General features: G+C 70.8%; 19 protein-coding genes and 1 tRNA gene. 7 read left to right on the top strand and 13 right to left on the bottom strand.

Annotation, left to right across the window (positions count from 1 at the left end; all coding sequences use genetic code 11):
- The first annotated feature begins 65 nt into the window (after positions 1 to 65).
- From galT to galK, 3 genes are read left to right on the top strand one after another with little or no spacing between them, the layout of a single operon-like run.
- Positions 66 to 1,109 carry a galactose-1-phosphate uridylyltransferase gene (gene galT / locus N7925_RS21765; protein ID WP_274344885.1) on the top strand — a complete coding sequence of 348 codons (1,044 nt, stop codon included), beginning with the start codon at positions 66 to 68 and terminating at the stop codon, positions 1,107 to 1,109.
- Entirely contained in the window at positions 1,106 to 2,104 is a 999-nt protein-coding gene (galE, locus tag N7925_RS21770; RefSeq protein ID WP_265601153.1) for a UDP-glucose 4-epimerase GalE, read from the top strand. The genes galT and galE overlap by 4 nt, the downstream gene beginning before the upstream one ends.
- The gene (gene galK, locus N7925_RS21775; RefSeq protein WP_274344886.1) at positions 2,101 to 3,303 is read left to right on the top strand and encodes a galactokinase; all 1,203 of its coding nucleotides are present in this window, start codon (positions 2,101 to 2,103) and stop codon (positions 3,301 to 3,303) included. The genes galE and galK overlap by 4 nt, the downstream gene beginning before the upstream one ends.
- Positions 3,304 to 3,351: 48 nt before the next feature.
- Here galK and N7925_RS21780 read toward each other — a convergent pair whose 3' ends face one another.
- Positions 3,352 to 3,792 (bottom strand): GNAT family N-acetyltransferase, encoded by a 441-nt coding sequence (locus N7925_RS21780; RefSeq protein ID WP_265601155.1) that lies wholly within the window; start codon positions 3,790 to 3,792, stop codon positions 3,352 to 3,354.
- Positions 3,793 to 4,038: 246 nt separating this feature from the next.
- Here N7925_RS21780 and N7925_RS21785 point away from each other — a divergent pair, with 246 nt between their 5' ends.
- Positions 4,039 to 4,815, top strand: coding sequence for a response regulator transcription factor (locus tag N7925_RS21785; RefSeq protein WP_274344887.1), 777 nt, complete (start codon positions 4,039 to 4,041; stop codon positions 4,813 to 4,815).
- Here N7925_RS21785 and N7925_RS21790 read toward each other — a convergent pair.
- Positions 4,771 to 5,268 carry a MarR family winged helix-turn-helix transcriptional regulator gene (locus tag N7925_RS21790; protein WP_274344888.1) on the bottom strand — a complete coding sequence of 166 codons (498 nt, stop codon included), beginning with the start codon at positions 5,266 to 5,268 and terminating at the stop codon, positions 4,771 to 4,773. The genes N7925_RS21785 and N7925_RS21790 overlap by 45 nt on opposite strands.
- Positions 5,269 to 5,357: 89 nt before the next feature.
- On the opposite strand from N7925_RS21790, the gene N7925_RS21795 reads away from it, so the two are divergent.
- Positions 5,358 to 6,173 (top strand): trans-aconitate 2-methyltransferase, encoded by an 816-nt coding sequence (locus N7925_RS21795; RefSeq protein ID WP_265601158.1) that lies wholly within the window; start codon positions 5,358 to 5,360, stop codon positions 6,171 to 6,173.
- Between the two features lie 10 nt (positions 6,174 to 6,183).
- On the opposite strand, the gene N7925_RS21800 is transcribed toward N7925_RS21795, so the two are convergent.
- From N7925_RS21800 to N7925_RS21810, 3 genes are all read right to left on the bottom strand, one after another.
- On the bottom strand, positions 6,184 to 6,786 hold the full coding sequence (locus tag N7925_RS21800; RefSeq protein ID WP_274346523.1) for a Uma2 family endonuclease: 603 nt from the start codon (positions 6,784 to 6,786) through the stop codon (positions 6,184 to 6,186).
- 102 nt (positions 6,787 to 6,888) lie between these two features.
- The gene (locus N7925_RS21805; protein WP_026291172.1) at positions 6,889 to 7,575 is read right to left on the bottom strand and encodes a TetR/AcrR family transcriptional regulator; all 687 of its coding nucleotides are present in this window, start codon (positions 7,573 to 7,575) and stop codon (positions 6,889 to 6,891) included.
- The gene (locus tag N7925_RS21810; protein ID WP_265601159.1) at positions 7,572 to 8,558 is read right to left on the bottom strand and encodes an acyl-CoA desaturase; all 987 of its coding nucleotides are present in this window, start codon (positions 8,556 to 8,558) and stop codon (positions 7,572 to 7,574) included. The genes N7925_RS21805 and N7925_RS21810 overlap by 4 nt, the downstream gene beginning before the upstream one ends.
- 398 nt (positions 8,559 to 8,956) lie before the next feature.
- On the opposite strand from N7925_RS21810, the gene ppc reads away from it, so the two are divergent.
- Positions 8,957 to 11,686, top strand: a complete 2,730-nt coding sequence (gene ppc, locus N7925_RS21815; protein ID WP_274344889.1) for a phosphoenolpyruvate carboxylase — start codon at positions 8,957 to 8,959, stop codon at positions 11,684 to 11,686.
- A 45-nt stretch (positions 11,687 to 11,731) separates the two neighbouring features.
- Here the strand turns inward: ppc and N7925_RS21820 are convergent, their stop codons facing one another.
- From N7925_RS21820 to N7925_RS21850, 7 genes are all read right to left on the bottom strand, one after another.
- The gene (locus N7925_RS21820) at positions 11,732 to 12,202 is read right to left on the bottom strand and encodes a hypothetical protein (RefSeq protein WP_265601161.1); all 471 of its coding nucleotides are present in this window, start codon (positions 12,200 to 12,202) and stop codon (positions 11,732 to 11,734) included.
- Between the two features lie 104 nt (positions 12,203 to 12,306).
- The gene (gene pth / locus N7925_RS21825) at positions 12,307 to 12,900 is read right to left on the bottom strand and encodes an aminoacyl-tRNA hydrolase (RefSeq protein WP_018961721.1); all 594 of its coding nucleotides are present in this window, start codon (positions 12,898 to 12,900) and stop codon (positions 12,307 to 12,309) included.
- Between the two features lie 155 nt (positions 12,901 to 13,055).
- A complete protein-coding gene (locus N7925_RS21830; RefSeq protein WP_265601162.1) occupies positions 13,056 to 13,640 on the bottom strand; it encodes a 50S ribosomal protein L25/general stress protein Ctc in 585 nt (194 codons plus the stop codon).
- Between the two features lie 206 nt (positions 13,641 to 13,846).
- Positions 13,847 to 14,824: a ribose-phosphate diphosphokinase gene (locus N7925_RS21835; RefSeq protein WP_015609053.1), complete on the bottom strand. Its 978-nt coding sequence runs from the start codon at positions 14,822 to 14,824 to the stop codon at positions 13,847 to 13,849.
- Positions 14,825 to 14,943: 119 nt separating this feature from the next.
- Positions 14,944 to 16,392: a bifunctional UDP-N-acetylglucosamine diphosphorylase/glucosamine-1-phosphate N-acetyltransferase GlmU gene (gene glmU, locus N7925_RS21840; protein ID WP_274344890.1), complete on the bottom strand. Its 1,449-nt coding sequence runs from the start codon at positions 16,390 to 16,392 to the stop codon at positions 14,944 to 14,946.
- A gap of 107 nt (positions 16,393 to 16,499) precedes the next feature.
- Positions 16,500 to 16,572: transfer RNA gene (locus tag N7925_RS21845), tRNA-Gln, on the bottom strand.
- A 7-nt stretch (positions 16,573 to 16,579) separates the two neighbouring features.
- Positions 16,580 to 17,452 carry a hypothetical protein gene (locus N7925_RS21850; protein WP_274344891.1) on the bottom strand — a complete coding sequence of 291 codons (873 nt, stop codon included), beginning with the start codon at positions 17,450 to 17,452 and terminating at the stop codon, positions 16,580 to 16,582.
- Positions 17,453 to 17,608: 156 nt separating this feature from the next.
- Between N7925_RS21850 and N7925_RS21855 the strand changes: the two genes are divergently transcribed.
- A complete protein-coding gene (locus tag N7925_RS21855) occupies positions 17,609 to 18,934 on the top strand; it encodes a sensor histidine kinase (protein ID WP_274344892.1) in 1,326 nt (441 codons plus the stop codon).
- Between the two features lie 417 nt (positions 18,935 to 19,351).
- On the opposite strand, the gene N7925_RS21860 is transcribed toward N7925_RS21855, so the two are convergent.
- On the bottom strand, positions 19,352 to 19,849 hold the full coding sequence (locus tag N7925_RS21860) for an SUKH-3 domain-containing protein (protein ID WP_265601166.1): 498 nt from the start codon (positions 19,847 to 19,849) through the stop codon (positions 19,352 to 19,354).
- Between the last annotated feature and the right edge of the window lie 5 nt (positions 19,850 to 19,854).

Below are 19,854 nucleotides of genomic sequence, written 5' to 3' on the forward strand. Positions count from 1 at the left end.
ACGCGTGTGTTTGCTTGTGATTTGTTATGTGCGATTATGTTGGGAGGATCTGGTGGAGGACTCTGGTGAAGAAGACGGTTACGACCCTCGCCGACGGCCGTGAGCTGATCTATTACGACTCCGCGGACGACACCGTCCGCGACGCCGTCGACCACCGCCCGCTGGATCCCGTCTCGACCTCGTCCGAGATCCGCCGCGACCCGTTGCTCGGCGACGCGGTCGCCATCGCCTCGCACCGCCAGGCGCGCACCTACCACCCGCCCGCCGACGCCTGCCCCCTCTGCCCCACGCGCGACGGACGCGTCGGCGAGATCCCCGACAGCGACTACGACGTCGCCGTCTTCGAGAACCGCTTCCCCTCCCTCGCCGGCGACTCGGGCCGCTGCGAGGTCGTCTGCTTCACCTCCGACCACGACGCGTCCTTCGCCGACCTCACCGAGGAACAGGCCGCCCTCGTCCTCGCCGCCTGGACCGACCGCACCGCAGGACTCGCCGCACTCGACCAGGTCACCCAGGTCTTCTGCTTCGAGAACCGGGGCGCCGAGATCGGCGTCACCCTCGGCCACCCGCACGGCCAGATCTACGGCTACCCCTTCGTCACCCCGCGCACCGAGCTGATGCTCCGCTCGGCCGCCCGCCACCGCGAGGAGACCGGCCGCAACCTCTTCGACGACGTGGTCGCCCGCGAGGAGAAGGACGGCTCACGCGTCGTCCTCGCCACCGACCACTGGACCGCCTTCGTCCCCTACGCGGCGCACTGGCCCTACGAGGTCCACCTGTACCCCCGCCGCCGCGTCCCCGACCTGCGGGAGCTGGACGAGCGGGCGCGGACAGAGTTCCCACAGGTCTATCTGGAACTCTTGAGGCGCTTCGACCGGATCTTCGGACCCGGCGAGCCGCCGACCCCGTACATCTCCGCCTGGCACCAGGCGCCGTTCGGGGTCCCCGGACGGGAGGACTTCGCCCTGCACCTGGAGCTTTTCACCATTCGCCGGACCTCCGGCAAGCTGAAGTTCCTCGCGGGGTCCGAGTCCGGCATGGGCGTGTTCATCAACGACGTGCCGCCGGAGGCCGCGGCCGAGCGACTGCGAGAGGTAGCGAGCAAGTGAGCGATTCCCCGAATACCGGCAAGCTCCCGAAGAAGTACCTGGTCACCGGCGGCGCCGGCTACGTCGGGAGCGTCGTCGCCCAGCACCTGCTGGAGGCCGGGCACACCGTGACCGTCCTGGACGACCTCTCCACCGGCTTCCGCGCGGGCGTCCCGGCCGGCGCCGCGTTCATCGAGGGCCGCATCCAGGACGCCGCCCGCCACCTGGACCCCTCCTACGACGGCGTCCTGCACTTCGCCGCCTTCTCCCAGGTCGGCGAATCCGTCGTCGACCCGGAGAAGTACTGGGTCAACAACGTCGGCGGCACCACCGCCCTGCTCGCCGCGATGCGCGAGCACGGCGTGCGCACCCTCGTCTTCTCCTCCACCGCCGCCACCTACGGCGAACCGGTCTCCAGCCCCATCACCGAGACCGCCCCCACCGCCCCCACCAGCCCCTACGGCGCGTCCAAACTCGCCGTCGACCACATGATCAGCGGGGAGGCCACCGCCCACGGCCTGGCCGCCGTCTCGCTGCGCTACTTCAACGTGGCCGGGGCCTACGGCAGCTGCGGCGAACGCCACGCGCCCGAGTCCCACCTCATCCCGCTCGTCCTCCAAGTGGCCCTGGGCCGGCGCGAGTCGATCTCCGTGTACGGCGACGACTACCCCACCCCCGACGGCACCTGCGTCCGCGACTACATCCACGTCGCCGACCTCGCCGACGCCCACCTGCTGGCCCTGGAGGCCGCCGCCCCCGGCGAGCACCTCATCTGCAACCTCGGCAACGGCAACGGCTTCTCGGTCCGCGAGGTCATCGAGACCGTCCGCAAGGTCACCGGCCACCCCGTCCCCGAGACCGCCGCCCCCCGCCGCGGCGGCGACCCGGCCGTCCTCGTCGCCTCCGCCACCACCGCCGTCGAGCGCCTCGGCTGGCAGCCCTCCCGCGCCGACCTGGCCGGAATCATCGCCGACGCCTGGCAGTTCGCCCGCCGAGAGGACACGACCACCCCATGACCGAGACCACCGAGCCGTCCGCGACCGCCGTGGACCCGTCCGCGACCGACCCCGCCGCCACCTTCTCCGAGCTGTACGGGGGCGAGCCCGACGGCATCTGGGCGGCACCCGGACGAGTGAACCTGATCGGCGAGTACACCGACTTCAACGACGGCTTCGTCATGCCGCTCGCCCTCCCGCACACCGCCGTCGCGGCCGTCTCCCGCCGCGACGACGGCGTCCTGCGCCTGTACTCCTCCGACGTCCCCGGCGGCGTCGTCTCGCTGCGCGTCGACGAACTCGCCCCGCACTCCGGCCACGGCTGGGCCGCCTACCCCGCCGGGGTGCTCTGGGCGCTGCGCGAGGCCGGGCACCCGGTCACCGGGGCGGACTTCGCGCTGGCCTCCACCGTGCCCACGGGCGCCGGACTCTCCTCCTCCGCCGCCCTGGAGGTCGTCACCGCGCTGGCCCTGAACGACCTCTTCCGCCTCGGCCTGTCCGGGCCCGAGCTCGCCGTCGTCGGCCGCCGCGCCGAGAACGACTTCGTCGGCGTGCCCTGCGGGATCATGGACCAGATGGCCTCGGCCTGCTGCACCGAGGGCCACGCCCTCCACCTGGACACCCGCGACCTCTCCCTGCGCCAGGTCCCCTTCGACCTGGCCGCCCAGGGCCTGACGCTGCTGGTCGTCGACACCCGGGTCAAGCACGCGCTGGGCGACGGGGCGTACGCGGAGCGCCGGGCCGGCTGCGAGGAGGGCGCCCGGCTGCTCGGCATACCGATGCTGCGCGACCTGCCTCACGAGAACCTCGCCGCGGCCCTCACCACGCTCGCCGACGCCGGGGCGGACGAGTCCGTCGTCCGCTACGTGCGCCATGTCGTCGGCGACAACCGCCGGGTCGAGCAGGTCATCGCGCTGCTCGACGCGGGCGACGTCCGCGCCGCGGGCCCCGTCCTGAACGAGGGCCACCGCTCGCTCCGCGACGATCTGCGGGTCTCCTGCCCCGAACTGGACCTGGTGGTGGCGGCGGCGAACGAGGCCGGGGCGCTCGGTGCGCGGATGACCGGCGGCGGCTTCGGCGGCTCGGCGGTCGTCCTGGTGGAGGAGGCGGCGGCCGGCACCGTGACCAAGGCCGTCAGCGAGGCGTTCGCGGCGGCCGGACACGCGGCCCCGGGGATCTTCGAGGCCATCCCGTGGGCCGGGGCGCGCCGACTGGGCTGAGCGCGACCGGTGCGAGCCGGGCCGCGAGGAGTCCGCGGAGCCCCGCGTTCACAACTCCTTGACCAGGATGAACTCGGTGACGCCCGGCGGGTAGTCCGCGACCCGGCCGACCTCCTCGTACCCCTGCCCGCGGTAGAAGCCGGGGGCCTGGAAGTCCCAGGTCTCCAGCCGCGACCGGGTACAGGCGCGCTCGGTGCGGGCGGTCCGTTCGGCCTCGGCGAGCAGACGCGCGCCGAGGCCGGAGCCCCGGTGCGGGGCGTCGACCCAGAGCAGATCCACATGCAGCCAGTACGCCCAGGTCCGCCCGGTCAGCCCACCGGCCAGGGCCCCGTGCTCGTCCAACGCCCAGACCTCCAGCGGAGTTTCGTGCTCGGCGGAGGTGGAGAGCAGCGCGCGCAGGCCGGCCGCGGCCGCGATGTTGTCCTCGTGCAGTCGCCCGCTCAGCAGAATACGACGTTCTCTGTCCACTTCTGTCTCAAGACGGAACATGAAGCACACCCTAAACACCCGGGGCAACCAGTTCGGCGAATCAGCTTCCCCTCGTGGCCCCCACCCGTACGCTGTTGCTCAGCACCGGTGGGGGCCGGTGCTCATTCAGGGGAGCGAGAGAGCCGGGTACGGCGCCCGGGGGCGGGGCGGCAGGCGGTGCGAAGGCGGCGGCCGGAGCACAGCGGGCCGTGCCGATCCCTCCGGACGCCGTACCCGCAGCTGTCCGCCCCCACCGATGGGGGTTCTGTGGCGCGTATCCGGGTTCTGGTGGTCGACGACCACCGCATCTTCGCCGAGTCGCTCGCGGCGGCCCTCGCGGCCGAGCCCGACGTGGACGTGTCAGCGGCGGGCAGCGGCCCGGCCGCGCTGCGCGCCCTGGAGCGGGCCGCCACCGAGGGGCGCGGTTACGACGTGCTGCTGGTGGACGCCGAGTTGGGCGCCTTGACGGCCGGAGGCGCGCACGCCGTCCCCGTGCCCCGGCAGGAGGAGACGGGCGTCGTCGACGGCATCTCGCTGGTCGCCGGGGTCAGTTCGGCCCGGCCCGCCGTCCGGTCGGTGGTGCTCGCCGAGAAGGACGACCCGCGGGCCGCCGCACGGGCGCTCCAGGCGGGCGCCTCGGGCTGGGTGGCCAAGGACTGCTCGTTGCAGCGGCTACTGGCGGTGATACGGGGCGTGCTGCGCGACGAGACGCATCTGCCGCCCGCGCTGCTCACCGGCGTACTGCGGGAGCTGACCGCCGCCCGCAAGCACCGCACCGAGAGCGAGCGGCTGGTGGAGTCGCTGACGCCCCGGGAACGGGAGGTGCTGCGCTGCATGGTGGCGGGGCTCGGCCGCAAGGCGGTCGCCGAGCGCCTGTTCCTCTCCCCGCACACGGTGCGCACCCATATGCAGAACGTGCTGGGCAAGCTCGGGGTGCACTCGACGCTGGCCGCGGTGGCGCTGGCCCGCCGGGCGGGGGTCGGCCCCGCCGAAGCGCCGCTAAGTGGGAATGTTGTCGAACGGGGCGGTCAACTGGCGCAGTAGCCCGGCCAGTTCGCCGCGCTGGTGGCGGGAGAGCTCGCCGAGGATGGCGCGTTCCTGGTCGAGCAGTCCGGCCAGCGACTGGTCGGCCTTGTCGCGCCCCTCGGCCGTGAGCCGGACGAGGACGCCCCGCCGGTCGCTCGGGTCGGGCAGCCGCTCGACGAGGTTCTTCTTGGTCAGCCGGTCGATGCGGTTGGTCATCGTGCCCGAGGTGACCAGGGTCTGGGTGAGCAGCTGCCCGGGGGAGAGCTGGTACGGGGCGCCGGCGCGGCGCAGCGACGTCAGCACGTCGAACTCCCACGGCTCCAGGTTGTGCTCGGAGAAGGCTATGCGGCGGGCCCGGTCGAGGTGGCGTGCCAGGCGGGAGACGCGGCTGAGCACCTCGAGTGGTTCCACGTCGAGGTCGGGGCGCTCTCGGCGCCATGCAGCGACCAGTCGGTCGACCTCGTCCTCCATAGCGATCAGTGTAGAGGGTCCCTCGACATGAAGTCTCTTGAATTCAAGTGTCTTGACATCAAGAGATTCTCGGCGTGATCCTGTTCCCCATGACCGCACCCGACCAGCCCTCCTGGGACCCGCAGCAGTACCTGCGCCACGCCGACCACCGCACCCGCCCCTTCCACGACCTCCTGGCCCGCATCGGCGACCTCCCCGGCCACCCCGCACCCCGCATCGCCGACCTCGGCTGCGGCGCGGGCAACGTCACCGCCCTCCTCGCGGACCGCTGGCCGACCGCCCGGATCACCGGCTACGACACCTCGCGCGAGATGCTCGCCGCAGCCGCCGCCCACGCCCGGCCCCCCTTGCTCGACTTCGCCGAGGCCGACGCCGCGACCTGGACGCCCACCGAGACGTACGGCCTGATCGTCTCCACCTCCGCACTCCAGTGGATCCCCGGCCACGCCGAACACTTCCCCCGCTGGCTCGACGCCCTCGCCCCCGGCGGCACCCTCGCCTTCCAGCTCCCCGGCAACTTCACCGCCCCCAGCCACACCCTCCTGGCCGCCCTCCGCGCATCCGACCGCTGGCGCCCCCTGCTCCACGGCATCGGCGACCGCACCGCCTCCGCCCTGGACCCCGCCGACTACCTCACCCGCCTCCGCGACCTGGGCTGCACGGCCGACGTCTGGGAGACCACCTACCTCCAGACCCTGCCCGGCGACGACGCGGTCCTCGACTGGGTCAAGGGCACCGCACTGCGCCCCGTCCTCACCGCCCTGGCCGACGATCCGGCGGCCCGCGACGCGTTCCTCACCGAATACCGCGGCCTGCTCCGCGAGGCCTACCCGCCCGGCCCGTACGGCACGGTCTTCCCGTTCCGCCGCATTTTCGCCGTCGCCCGCAAGAAGCCGGAGGCGTGACCGAGGGGCCCTACAGCTCCTTGAGCGCGTCCGCCGAGACGTCGATGTCCACCGGGAACGGCACACCCGTCTTCAGCCGGTCGTGATGGATCCCGGTCAGCGCGTACGCCTTCGTCACCGGGTCCAGCTCATAGACCCGCACGACGGGGTGCTGGTCGGTGCCGACCATCTCCACGAGCCAGAAGTGCGGGATGCCGGCCGTCGCGTACTTGTGCGGCTTGGCCTCACGGTCGCGCGCCTCGGAGTCGGGGGAGACGACCTCCACGGCGAGGAGGACGTCGGCGGCCTGGTACCGCGTCACGTCGAGCCCTGTGATCGCCTCGGTCCGCACGACGGAGACATCCGGCTCCGGAGCGTTCCGCCGATCCAGCACTACGGTCATCTCCCGGCGCACCCTCACCTCCGGGGGCGCCGTACTGCGCAGTCCCGTCACCAGCAGATCGATCATCGTGCTGTGAAAGTCTCGCTGCGGACTCACGAAAACCAGGCTCCCGTCGATCAGCTCTGTGTGCGGCGGGAGATCGGGCAGCGTGAACAGATCGTCCACGGTGTATCCGTCCTGCGGGGGCACCGGCCAGCGGGAGCTGTGCGCGGTGGTCGGCTCGGCGGTCATGGTTCCTCCCATGGACGAATCCTCTGCCCTCCCGACCACCCTACGGCGGGAAATCCGCATACGTCATCACAACGGGTGACGACGTGCGGAAGGGTTACGCGGTCAGCTCTTCCGGTGCCCTATCAGCCGAGGCTTCGCCTCCAGATTCTCCAGCCCGTGCCAGCACAGATTCACCAGATGCGCGGCCACCTCCGCCTTCTTCGGCTTGCGCACGTCCAGCCACCACTGGCCCGTCAGCGCCACCATCCCCACCAGCGCCTGCGCGTACAACGGGGCCAGCTTCGGATCAAAGCCCCGGGCCTTGAACTCCAGGCCCAGGATGTCCTCCACCTGCGTGGCGATGTCACTGATCAGCGAAGCGAACGTGCCCGTCGACTGCGCCACCGGCGAGTCCCGCACCAGGATCCGGAAACCGTCCGTGTACGACTCGATGTAGTCCAGCAGCGCGAACGCGGCCTGCTCCAGCAGCTCGCGCGGATGGCCCGCCGTCAGCGCCCCCGTCACCATGTCCAGCAGCCGGCGCATCTCGCGGTCGACCACCACCGCGTACAGGCCCTCCTTGCCGCCGAAGTGCTCGTACACCACCGGCTTGGACACCCCGGCACGCGCCGCGATCTCCTCCACCGACGTGCCCTCGAAACCCTTGTCGGCGAAGAGCGCGCGCCCGATGTCCAGCAGCTGCTCGCGGCGCTCCTTGCCCGTCATCCGGACCCGCCGGGCCCGGCGGGAGGGAGAGGTCCTGCTCTGCTCGCTGCTCGTGCTGCCGTCGGTCGCCACGTCGTCAATCATGCCGCGTCAGCCGGAACAGACGTGCGCCGGGAGTCAATACGCTCGGCATCCGGCCACCGCACATCCGTGGCCCAGCCCAGCATCTCGAACCAGCGGATCAGCCGGGCGCTGGAGTCGATCTGCCCCCGCATCACCCCGTGCCGGGCACTCGTCGGGTCCGCGTGGTGCAGGTTGTGCCACGACTCGCCGCACGACAGCACCGCCAGCCACCACACGTTCCCCGACCGGTCACGGGACTTGAAGGGCCGCTTGCCCACCGCGTGGCAGATCGAGTTGATCGACCAGGTCACATGGTGCAGCAGCGCCACCCGCACCAGCGAACCCCAGAAGAACGCCGTCGCCGCACCCCACCACGACATCGTCACGAGGCCGCCGACCAGCGGCGGAATCGCCAGCGAGACGATCGTGAAGGTCAGGAAGTGGCGCGAGATGCCCCGGATCGCCGGGTCCTTGATCAGGTCGGGGGCGTACTTCTGCTGCGGCGTCTGCTCCTCGTCGAACATCCACGCGATGTGCGCCCACCACAGCCCCTTCATCAGGGCCGGCAGGCTCTCCCCGAACCGCCACGGCGAATGCGGATCACCCTCCGCGTCCGAGAACCGGTGGTGCTTGCGGTGATCGGCCACCCACCGCACCAGGGGCCCCTCCACCGCCAGCGACCCCATCACGGCCAGCGCGATCCGCAACGGCCGCTTCGCCTTGAACGAACCGTGCGTGAAATACCGGTGGAAGCCGATCGTGACCCCGTGACAGCCGATGAAATACATCGCCACCAGCAACCCCAGATCCAGCCAGCTCACCCCCCGGCCCCACGCCAACGGCACCGCCGCGACCAGGGCCGCGAACGGCACCACGATGAACACCAGCAGCGCGAACTGCTCGATCGAACGCTTGCTGTCGCCGCCCAGCGTGCCGGGGGGCAACGAGGCCCCGGCCGCCCCGGGAGGCTCGGTCTCGTCGATCACATGAGGGGTGCTCGCCATGGGGGGATACCTCTGAGGGTGAGGGAGAAGAGCGGACGGCCGTGGCTACGGTTCCGTAACCTACGGCTTGGTAAGTATGGCAGTGACGGGCGCCACAACACGAGAGGCCACTCCAACCCGTCCCGCGCGATACCCCGCCCGCCCACGGGGTAAGGGGATAGGGGCCCGGGTGTCCCGGGCGGCGACCGCGACCCCCATCGGGCCCACGGACACGCCGCCTGCGACGACACCTATCCTGGGAGCGTCGGACAGCGCGGTCCGCACCCGCTCGTCGGGGCGTGGCGACAGCACCGCTGCCAGCCGCAGGGCCCCGGACCCCGCCACCCGCCCCCACCACCACCCGCATGGGGACGGCGAAGCGAACGCACCTCCTCATTCACTGCAAGGAGCCGCACACTGTGAGCAGTGCCGACCAGACCCCTGCCGCCAGCCCCGCGCTGCGCGCCGACATCCGCCGCCTCGGCGACCTCCTCGGCGAGACCCTCGTACGCCAGGAGGGCCAGGAGCTCCTCGACCTCGTCGAACGGGTCCGCGCCCTGACCCGCACCGACGGCGAAGCCGCCGCCGAACTCCTCGGCGACACGGACCTGGAGACCGCCGCACAGCTCGTGCGCGCCTTCTCCACCTACTTCCACCTCGCCAACGTCACCGAGCAGGTCCACCGCGCCCACGAGATGCGCGACCGCCGCGCCGCCGAGGGCGGCCTGCTCGCCCGCACCGCCGACCGGCTCAAGGACGCCGACCCCGAGCACCTCCGCGAAACGGTCAAGAACCTCAACGTCCGGCCCGTCTTCACCGCACACCCCACCGAGGCCGCCCGCCGCTCGGTCCTCAACAAGCTCCGCCGCATCGGCGCCCTCCTGGAGACCCCGGTCGTCGAGGCCGACCGCCGCCGCCTGGACCTTCGCCTCGCCGAGAACATCGACCTCATCTGGCAGACCGACGAACTCCGCGTCGTCCGCCCGGAGCCCGCCGACGAGGCCCGCAACGCCATCTACTACCTCGACGAACTCCACGCGGGCGCCGTCGGAGACGTCCTGGAGGACCTCGCCGCCGAACTGGAGCGCGTCGGCGTCGAACTGCCCGCCGGCACCCGCCCCCTCACCTTCGGCACCTGGATCGGCGGCGACCGCGACGGCAACCCCAACGTGACCCCCGCCGTCACCTGGGACGTCCTGATCCTCCAGCACGAGCACGGCATCACCGACGCCCTGGAGATGATCGACCACCTCCGCGGCCTCCTCTCCAACTCCATCCGCTACGCCGGAGCCACCGAGGAACTCCTCACCTCCCTCCAGGCCGACCTGGAACGCCTCCCCGGCATCAGCCCCCGCTACAAGCGGCTCAACGCCGAAGAGCCCTACCGCCTCAAGGCCACCTGTATCCGCCAGAAGCTCGTCAACACCCGCGAGCGCCTCGCCGAAGGCACCCCCCACCGCCCCGGCTGCGACTACCTGGGCACCGCCGAACTCATCGCCGACCTGGAACTCATCCAGACCTCCCTGCGCGCACACAAGGGCGGCCTCTTCGCCGACGGCCGGATGGACCGCACCATCCGCACCCTCGGCGCCTTCGGCCTCCAGCTCGCCACCATGGACGTACGCGAACACGCCGACGCCCACCACCACGCCCTCGGCCAGCTCTTCGACCGGCTCGGCGAGGAATCCTGGCGCTACACCGACATGCCCCGCGACTACCGGCAGAAGCTCCTCGCCAAGGAACTCCGCTCCCGCCGGCCCCTCGCCCCCACCCCCGCCCCGCTCGACGCGGCCGGCGAGAAGACCCTCGGCGTCTTCCACACCATCAAGCAGGCCTTCGAACGCTTCGGCCCCGAAGTCATCGAGTCCTACATCATCTCCATGTGCCAGGGAGCCGACGACGTCTTCGCCGCCGCCGTCCTCGCCCGCGAAGCCGGACTCGTCGACCTCCACGCCGGCTGGGCCAAGATCGGCATCGTCCCGCTCCTGGAGACCACCGACGAGCTCAAGGCCGCCGACGTCATCCTCGACGAAATGCTCGCCGACCCCTCCTACCGCCGCCTCGTCTCCCTGCGCGGCGACGTCCAGGAGGTCATGCTCGGCTACAGCGACTCCTCCAAGTTCGGCGGCATCACCACCTCCCAGTGGGAGATCCACCGCGCCCAGCGCCGCCTCCGCGACGTCGCCCACCGCTACGGCGTACGCCTGCGCCTCTTCCACGGCCGCGGCGGCACCGTCGGCCGAGGCGGCGGCCCCTCCCACGACGCCATCCTCGCCCAGCCCTGGGGCACCCTGGAGGGCGAGATCAAGGTGACCGAGCAGGGCGAGGTCATCTCCGACAAGTACCTCATCCCCGCCCTCGCCCGCGAGAACCTGGAACTGACCGTCGCGGCCACCCTCCAGGCCTCCGCCCTGCACACCGCACCCCGCCAGTCCGACGAAGCCCTCGCCCGCTGGGACGCGGCCATGGACACCGTCTCCGACGCGGCCCACGACGCCTACCGCAAGCTCGTCGAGGACCCCGACCTCCCCGCGTACTTCCTCGCCTCCACCCCCGTCGACCAACTCGCCGACCTGCACCTGGGATCCCGGCCCTCCCGCCGCCCCGGCTCCGGCGTCTCGCTCGACGGCCTGCGCGCCATCCCGTGGGTCTTCGGCTGGACCCAGTCACGGCAGATCGTGCCCGGCTGGTACGGCGTCGGCTCCGGCCTCAAGGCCCTGCGCGAAGCCGGACTCGACACCGTCCTCGACGAAATGCACGAGCACTGGCACTTCTTCCGGAACTTCCTCTCCAACGTGGAGATGACGCTCGCCAAGACCGACCTGCGCATCGCCCGGCACTACGTCGACACACTCGTCCCCGACGAGCTGAAGCACGTCTTCGACGCCATCGAGGCCGAGCACGCCCTGACCGTAAGGGAAGTCCTCAAGGTCACCGGCTCCACCGAACTGCTCGGCACCAGCCCGGTACTCCAGCAGACCTTCGCCATCCGCGACGCCTACCTGGACCCGATCTCCTACCTCCAGGTCTCCCTGCTGGCCCGCCAGCGCCAGGCGGCCGAGCGCGGCGAGGAAGCCGACCCGCTGCTCGCCCGCGCCCTGCTGCTCACCGTCAACGGCGTCGCGGCAGGACTCCGCAACACCGGCTGACCCTAAGGACGTACGGACGTACGAACGGGCCCCGGGGCGGTCCTGCTACAGCGCGACGAACGTCGCCACCAGCAGGACCGCCCCCGCCGTACCGACACCCCACGCCGCCCGCGACATCCGCAGCCCGCCACCGATCACGAACGCGGCCAGCACCAACGCCCCGCCCAACGGCACCCACGCATGCAGAAAGCCCGGCAACCCCGTGCGGACCACCGCATCGGTGCCGGGCTTCACCACGACAGAGAAACGATCCCCCTCCCGCGCCGCGACCGACCGGTCCACGCTCACCCGCGGCCGCTCCCGCGACACCGCGTCCGGCTCGTACGAACCGGTGCACGTCTCCTCGCCGCACGCCGTCACCGTCACCGTGCCGTGGTCACGCCCCTTGGCCAGAACGATGTGGTGCGCGGTGTTCCACGACGACCACGCACCCGCGACCAGCAGCACCAGGACGACCAGCCCCATCGCCGCCCGACGGCCCGCGAGCGCCGCATGCTGGGAAGAGCTCCGTTTCATGGGGGCCGATCCTTGGCCAGACCCCCACCCGCGGTCAACCTGTGGCCGAAAAACGCCCCACCAGGGAAGGGAATGTCAGAAGTTGTGGAGGGAGGCAGGGCGCCTCAGGAGTTGTACGCGCTCTGCGCCCGCTCCAGCCCCTCCGCCAGCAGACACTCCACCGCGTCCGCCGACCGGTCCACCAGGAACGCCAGCTCCTTGCGCTCGGTCGACGAGAAGTCCTTCAGCACGAAATCCGCGACCTGCATCCGACCCGGCGGCCGCCCGATCCCGAAACGCACCCGGTGATAGTCCGGACCCATCGCCTTCGTCATCGACTTCAGCCCGTTGTGCCCGTTGTCGCCACCGCCCAACTTCAGCCGCAGCATCCCGTAGTCCACATCCAGCTCGTCATGGACGGCCACGACATGATCCGTCGGCACCTTGTAGAAGTCCCGCAGCGCCGTCACCGGCCCGCCCGACAGATTCATGTACGACATCGGCTTCACCAGGATCACCCGCCGGCTCCCCGGACCCGGCGGACCCATCCGCCCCTCGACGACCTGCGCCTGCGCCTTCTGCGCCCGCTTGAACTTCCCGCCGATCCGCGTCGCCAGCAGATCGGCGACCATGAACCCGACGTTGTGCCGGTTCGCCGCGTAGTCGGGGCCGGGATTGCCCAGGCCCACGATGAGCCAGGGGTCGGTGGCGTCGGACATCAGCGCTCGGTCTCCTCGCACGCAGGGGGATGGCAGGGCTAGCAAGATGGCACGCGTGGCACGCACGGCAGGCATGGCAGGCAAACGGGGCGGCGGCTCCCGGAAGGGAACCACCACCCCGTCAGTCAAGCAGGTGGAACGGTGAGCGGTACGGCTCAGGCCTCGGTGGTCTCGCCGGCCTCGTCCGCGGACGGCTCCTCGGCCTGCGCGGCGACGACCTGGATCACGATGGCGTCCTCGTCACCGGCCAGCACGGAGCCCTTCGGCAGCTTGATGTCCTTGGCCTGGATCGAGTCACCGGCGTCCAGACCCGCGACGGAGACCGTCACGGACTCGGGGATGTGGGTGGCCTCGGCCTCGACGAGCAGCGTGTTCTGCACGAACTCGAGAAGGTTGGCGCCCGGCGCCAGGTCGCCCTCGGCGTGCACCGCGATCTCGACGTTCACCTTCTCGCCGCGCTTCACGGTCAGCAGGTCGACGTGCTCGATGGTGCTGCGGAGGGGGTGACGCTGCACAGCCTTCGGGATGACCAGCATGTCCTTGCCGTCGAGCTCCAGACCGATCAGGACGTTCGCCGTACGCAGCGCCAGCAGCAGCTCGTGGCCCGGCAGCGTGACGTGGACCGGCTCGGCACCGTGGCCGTAGACGACTGCGGGAACCCGGTTGGCGCGACGCACACGGCGGGCGGAGCCCTTGCCGAACTCGGTACGGACCTCGGTGGCGAGCTTGATCTCAGCCATGGTTGCACTCCTCGTCAGGTGGGTGAGCCGTCAGGAGACGGAACACGAACGGTCACCCGGCCCACGACAGGCCTGCTACGAAGAGCGCGTCGATAACGGACCGCCGTACACACAGGTACGGCCTCCCTCGCCGAGCAACTCGCTGAGTCTACCCGGCGGGGAGGCCGCACCCAAAGTGGATCACCCGAGGATGATCGACACCGCTGTCAGCCCTGCTCCTCGAAGAGGCTCGTCACCGAACCGTCCTCGAACACCTCACGCACCGCACGCGCGATCGTCGGCGCGATCGAGAGCACCGTGATCTTGTCCAGCTCCAGCTCACCCGGGGTCGGCAGCGTGTCCGTGAACACGAACTCGCTCACCTTCGAGTTCTTCAGCCGGTCCGCCGCCGGACCCGACAGCACCCCGTGCGTCGCCGTCACGATGACGTCCTCCGCACCGTGCGCGAACAGCGCGTCCGCAGCGGCGCAGATCGTGCCACCGGTGTCGATCATGTCGTCGACCAGCACACAGACCCGGCCCTCGACGTTGCCCACGACCTCGTGGACCGAGACCTGGTTCGGCACGTCCTTGTCACGACGCTTGTGCACGATCGCCAGCGGCGCGTCCAGCCGGTCGCACCAACGGTCGGCGACCCGCACCCGGCCCGCGTCCGGCGACACGATCGTCAGCTTGGAACGGTCGACCTTCGCCCCCACGTAGTCCGCCAGGATCGGCAGCGCGAACAGGTGGTCCACCGGACCGTCGAAGAAGCCCTGGATCTGGTCCGTGTGCAGATCGACGGTGAGGATCCGGTCCGCACCCGCCGTCGCCATCAGGTCCGCCACCATGCGCGCCGAGATCGGCTCACGGCCACGGTGCTTCTTGTCCTGGCGGGCATAGCCGTAGAACGGCACGATCACCGTGATGGAGCGGGCCGAAGCGCGCTTCAGCGCGTCCAGCATGATCAGCTGCTCCATGATCCACTTGTTGATCGGAGCCGTGTGGCTCTGGATCAGGAAGCAGTCCGCGCCACGTGCCGACTCCTGGAACCGCACATAGATCTCACCGTTGGCGAAATCGAAGGCCTTCGTCGGCACGAGACCGACTCCCAGCTGATGGGCGACCTCCTCGGCAAGCTCGGGGTGGGCGCGGCCGGAGAAGAGCATCAGTTTCTTCTCGCCGGTCGTCTTGATCCCGGTCACAGCACAGTCTCCTCAGACGTGTATCTGGCGCTGCACGCATAGGTCCCGATGTGCAACGAGCCAGCCGAAATGGGTGAGCATCTATCACGGTACGCCGTCACCGGCGCACCTGTTTCCGGTCAGCTTTGCCCGTCGGTCTCCCGCGACGACGCCTGAGCGGCCTGCGCGGCGGCGCTGCCCGGCCGCTTCCGGGCCACCCAACCCTCGATATTCCGCTGCTGGCCCCGCGCCACGGCCAGTGAACCGGCGGGCACGTCCTTGGTGATGACCGACCCGGCGGCGGTGTAGACCCCGTCCCCGACCGTGACGGGCGCCACAAACATATTGTCCGAACCGGTACGGCAGTGAGAACCGATCGTCGTGTGGTGCTTGGCGACACCGTCGTAGTTCACGAAGACGCTCGCCGCACCGATGTTGGTGTGATCACCGATCGTCGCGTCACCGACGTAACTCAGATGCGGGACCTTGGTCCCTTCCCCGATCGTCGCGTTCTTCATCTCCACGTACGTACCGGCCTTGGCCTTCGTCCCCAGCCGGGTACCCGGCCGCAGATAGGCGTACGGGCCGACGAGCGCCCCCGCCCCGATCTCCGCCGAGTCCGTCACCGAGTTGTCCACCCGGGCCCCGGCACCGACGACGGTGTCCCCGATCCGCGAGTTCGGCCCCACCTCGCTGTCCTCCGCGAGGTGCGTGGTCCCCAGCAGCTGGGTCCCCGGGTGCACCACCGCGTCCCGCTCGTACGTCACCGTCGCGTCGATCAGCGTGGACGACGGGTCCACCACGGTCACGCCCGCGAGCATCGCCCGCTCCAGCAGCCGCTCGTTGAGCAGCCGGCGCGCCTGCGCCAACTGGAGCCGGTTGTTGATGCCGAGGATCTCCCGGTGGTCGCCCGCCACGGAGGCCCCGACCCGGTGCCCGGCCTCGCGCAGGATGGACAGCACGTCGGTGAGGTACTCCTCGCCCTGGCTGTTGTCGGTGCGCACCTTGCCCAGCGCCTCGCCCAACAGCCGCCCGTCGAACGCGAACACCCCGGAGTTGATCTCCCGGATCGCCCGCTGCTCGTCGGTGGCGTCCTTGTGCTCGACGATCTCGGTGACCGCACCGGTGGCGGGGTCGCGCACGATGCGCCCGTAGCCGGTGGAGTCGGGGACCTCGGCGCTCAGGACGGTGACCGCGTTGGCGTCGGCGGCGTGGGTGGCGGCGAGCGCGCCGAGCGTCTCGCCGGACAGCAGGGGGGTGTCGCCGCAGACGACGATCACGGTGCCCTCGACGGCGCCGCCCAGCTCCTCGAGACCCATGCGGACGGCGTGCCCGGTCCCGTTCTGCTCGGCCTGAAAGGCGGTGCGCACGGGGGCGTCGCCGGCGTTCAGGTGCGCGGTGACCTGCTCGCTGGCATGTCCGACGACCACGACTAGGTGCTGGGGGTCCAGCTCACGGGCGGCGGCGACGACATGTCCGACGAGCGAGCGCCCGGAGATCTCGTGCAGGACCTTGGGTGTCTTCGACTTCATGCGGGTGCCCTCACCCGCTGCGAGGACGACGACGGCTGCCGGGCTGGTTGCGCTCACGGATGTGCCCTTCGGCTTCGGGTGGTGGTCATCCGCAGGATACCGGGGGTGTTTCTGGTGGAAACGGGGGCGGGCCCCGACCGGTGTGGTCGGGGCCCGCGAAGTCGCTCCGCCGCTAGGACTCGAACCTAGACCGAACACCTCCAAAGGGTGCCGTGCTGCCAATTACACTACGGCGGAACACGCGTCAGTCGGGCAAAGCGAGGCCCTGCCCGAAAACGCTGCCGCCTACTATGCCGCACCACCACCCTTCGATGCGACGGTAGAGGTCAGCGCTTTGCCTGACCTGGATGACCAGGCAGCCGCGATAGTCCGTGCCGACGTTCTTGCGGTTGGTCTTCGGGTTGTGCTTCTTGAGCGTGGTCTTGCCGAACGATGCGACATCGGTCCCGGCGAGATCTGCCCAGTAGTCCAGGGCTGAGGGCACATCGGCCGATTCGTGGATCATCACGTGGAAGCGAAGCCGGTCGTGGTCGACCTTCAGAAGGGTGAGCCAGGCCAGGAAGACCTTGATCATGTCGGGGTCGCTGTTCACGAAGGCCACGCGTTCCCGTCGCGCATGAGGCTTGTCCTTGGTGCCCTCGGCCCAGTACAGCCCGACGCCCAAGAGGAACAGTTCACGCTCGGACAAGGCGCCGATCTCCCGCTCCGCTGCACCCTTGGCCGCCTGGCGCTCTGTCTCGCGTCGTTGCAGGGTCGCCTCCCATCCCCGCCTCGCGATCGCTGACGCTTCTTCCTTCGTAGGTGGCTCGGGCTTCGGCAGATCCCGTACCCACAACGAGATGGACCCCTTGGAGCACCCCAGCTCCACCTGGATCTGGTCGTACGTCATCCCCTGGAGCCGCAGTTCCCGGGCCTTCGCCCGTACGTCGTCCTTGGCGCGGGGCCGCTTTGTCCACTCCGGGGCGGGCTCTCCCTCCAGGAGCCGGTTGAGGAGGTCGTTGTTGTCGACGTGGAGCCGGTCGCGGATCTGGCGGCGGCTGAGTCCCTCCCGGCGCAGCGCCACCGCCTGCTCGCGCAGGCCCTCGAAGTCGGCGTACTTGCTTGTGGTTTCCGTCATACGGGGATCGTCGTCCGGAATGCGAACGTCCGGGTCGAAAGCGCGGTCGATTCGCCATTTCAGGCGATCGGGATGTGTTTCGTGCTTGTTCGAACGCGGAACGTGCTGTTGCCGGTCACCGGAAAATGGGATGCGTCCGCCCGTAGGCTGGATGCCATGACCGCAACGGGGGCAGACCGGGAAGCGGCGGGATCGACCACCCGCGGCTACTGGTGGTGGGAGCGGCGACGCGGTGTCGCCCTGGACGTGGGACTGGCGCTGGTGTCGGCGCTGGAGTGTGGCCTGGAGGGGGTGGAGTTCGCCCGGAACACCGGGGTGCCGGTGCCGGTGGGCGTGGTGTTCGGGCTGTTGGCGGGTTCGGTGCTGCTGGTGCGCCGGCGGTGGCCGATCGCCGTGGTGCTCGTGACGGTCGCGATGACGCCCGCGGAGATGGGCTTCCTGATGGCTCTGGTGGGCCTCTACACGCTGGCCGCGTCCGAGGTGCCGCGCCGGATCACCGTCGTCCTGGCGGGGATGGCGCTGGTGGGGACGTTCATCGTCACCTGGGTGCGGCTGCGGCAGAGCGTGGCCGAGCAGGCCGACTTCGGGCCGGGGGGCTGGTACGTCCCGCTGATGTCCGTCTTCATGGCGGTGGGGCTCACGGCCCCGTCCGTGCTGCTCGGCCTCTACATAGGGGCCAGGCGCCGTCTGATGGAGAGCCTGCGGGAGCGGGCCGATTCGCTGGAGCGGGAGCTGTCGCTGCTCGCGGACCGGGCCGAGGAGCGGGCCGAGTGGGCGCGTACGGAGGAGCGGACCCGGATCGCCCGGGAGATGCATGACGTGGTGGCCCACCGGGTGAGCCTGATGGTGGTCCACGCCGCCGCCCTCCAGGCGGTAGCGCCGAAGGATCCGGCGAAGGCGGTGCGCAACGCGGCGCTGGTCGGGGACATGGGGCGGCAGGCGCTGACGGAGTTGCGCGAGATGCTCGGGGTGTTGCGCACCGGGGACGCGTTGATCGCGCCGGCCGCCGCGGGGGCGGTTCCGCTGGCGTCGGTGAGGAAGGCGGCTGTCGCGGCCGCCGCCACCGCCGCGTCCGAGGACGGGCCCCGGCTGCATGAGCTGGAGGCGTTGGTGGCGCAGTCGCGGCAGGCGGGGATGGTCGTGGAGCTGTCGGTGGACGGTGCGGCGCGGCCGTATCCGCCGGAGGTCGAGCAGACGGCGTTCCGGGTGGTGCAGGAGGCGCTGACGAACGTGCACAAGCATGCGGCGGGCGCGAAGACGTGGGTGCGGCTCGCGCATCGGGAGGCCGAGGTCGCGATGCAGGTGGAGAACGGTCCTTCGGACGCGGCGGCGGCGGATGCGGGGTTGCCGAGTGGGGGGAACGGGCTGGTGGGGATGCGGGAGCGGGTGCTGGGGCTGGGGGGTGTGTTCGTGTCCGGTCCGACGGACGCGGGGGGCTTCCGGGTTTCGGCGGTGCTTCCGGACGCGTTGGGCGACGCCTGAAGCCAGTCGTTTCGGGCCGCACATTTCAGCCTGTCCGGATTGGGCTGCGCACTTCAGCGTGCTGTGTGATGGCCGCCCTACTCAGCCCGTCCGGCGTTTGAGGACGGAACCCTGGGCGTGGGGAGCGGCGACCCTTCCTGGGCGTGGAAGCGATGGTGCCCCTCCGTGTCCGGGAAGCGGTGGTGCCCGTTCGTCCCGAGCGACGGTTCCGTCCTCAAGCGCCGGACGGGCTGGAGGGGTGGCCGGTTCGTGCTCAAGCGCCGGACGGGCTGGAGGGGGTGGCCGGGGGCGTCCTCAAGCGTCCGACGGGCCGGAGGGGGTGGCCGGGGGCGTCGCCAAGCGCCGGACGGGCCGGAGGGGTGGCCGGGGGCGTCGTCAAGCGTCCGACGGGCCGGAGGGGGCCGGTCAGGCCGGGGATCAGGCGGAGGTCAGGCGGGCCGGTTGGGTGCCGGTGACCAGGGTGGCCAGGGCCTCGTCGATGTCCTGGCCCAGGAACCAGTCGCCCGTGTGGTCGATGCTGTACACCCGGCCGTCCGTGTCGATCGCCAGGACCGCCTGCTCCTCGCCCTCCGCCCCGAGCGGGCTGACCTCCGTCTCCAGGGCGCGGCCGAGGTCCGCGAGGGTCCGCGCCAGGTGGAGGCCGCTGAGCGGGTCGATGCGCACGGCGGCGGGTGCGATGTGCCGGCCGGGTGCGGACGCGGTGATGTGGAGGCCGCCGAACTCCGCCCAGGCCTCGACCGCGGCCGGGAAGACGGCGTGCTGGTGGCCGGCCGGGGAGGCGTGGGAGCGCAGGGTGTCGGCCCATTCCTCGGCCTGGCGGATGTCCCAGCGCCCGGGCTGCCAGCCCGCTTCGCGCAGGGCGGCGTCGACGGCGACGGGGAATCGGGTGGTGGAGTGCTGCTGGCGGTCGTGCATCGGTG

Origin of the sequence: Streptomyces sp. CA-278952 (assembly GCF_028747205.1) — a bacterium.
Lineage (GTDB): Bacteria > Actinomycetota > Actinomycetes > Streptomycetales > Streptomycetaceae > Streptomyces.

Coding starts and splice junctions, on each gene's coding strand:
- galK (WP_274344886.1), top strand. CDS start 2,101: ATGACCGAGACCACCGAGCCGTCCGCGACCGCCGTGGACCCGTCCGCG.
- N7925_RS21780 (WP_265601155.1), bottom strand. CDS start 3,792: ATGTTCCGTCTTGAGACAGAAGTGGACAGAGAACGTCGTATTCTGCTG.
- N7925_RS21790 (WP_274344888.1), bottom strand. CDS start 5,268: ATGGAGGACGAGGTCGACCGACTGGTCGCTGCATGGCGCCGAGAGCGC.
- N7925_RS21795 (WP_265601158.1), top strand. CDS start 5,358: ATGACCGCACCCGACCAGCCCTCCTGGGACCCGCAGCAGTACCTGCGC.
- N7925_RS21800 (WP_274346523.1), bottom strand. CDS start 6,786: ATGACCGCCGAGCCGACCACCGCGCACAGCTCCCGCTGGCCGGTGCCC.
- N7925_RS21805 (WP_026291172.1), bottom strand. CDS start 7,575: ATGATTGACGACGTGGCGACCGACGGCAGCACGAGCAGCGAGCAGAGC.
- N7925_RS21810 (WP_265601159.1), bottom strand. CDS start 8,558: ATGGCGAGCACCCCTCATGTGATCGACGAGACCGAGCCTCCCGGGGCG.
- N7925_RS21820 (WP_265601161.1), bottom strand. CDS start 12,202: ATGAAACGGAGCTCTTCCCAGCATGCGGCGCTCGCGGGCCGTCGGGCG.
- pth (WP_018961721.1), bottom strand. CDS start 12,900: ATGTCCGACGCCACCGACCCCTGGCTCATCGTGGGCCTGGGCAATCCC.
- N7925_RS21830 (WP_265601162.1), bottom strand. CDS start 13,640: ATGGCTGAGATCAAGCTCGCCACCGAGGTCCGTACCGAGTTCGGCAAG.
- N7925_RS21850 (WP_274344891.1), bottom strand. CDS start 17,452: ATGACGGAAACCACAAGCAAGTACGCCGACTTCGAGGGCCTGCGCGAG.
- N7925_RS21855 (WP_274344892.1), top strand. CDS start 17,609: ATGACCGCAACGGGGGCAGACCGGGAAGCGGCGGGATCGACCACCCGC.
- N7925_RS21860 (WP_265601166.1), bottom strand. CDS start 19,849: ATGCACGACCGCCAGCAGCACTCCACCACCCGATTCCCCGTCGCCGTC.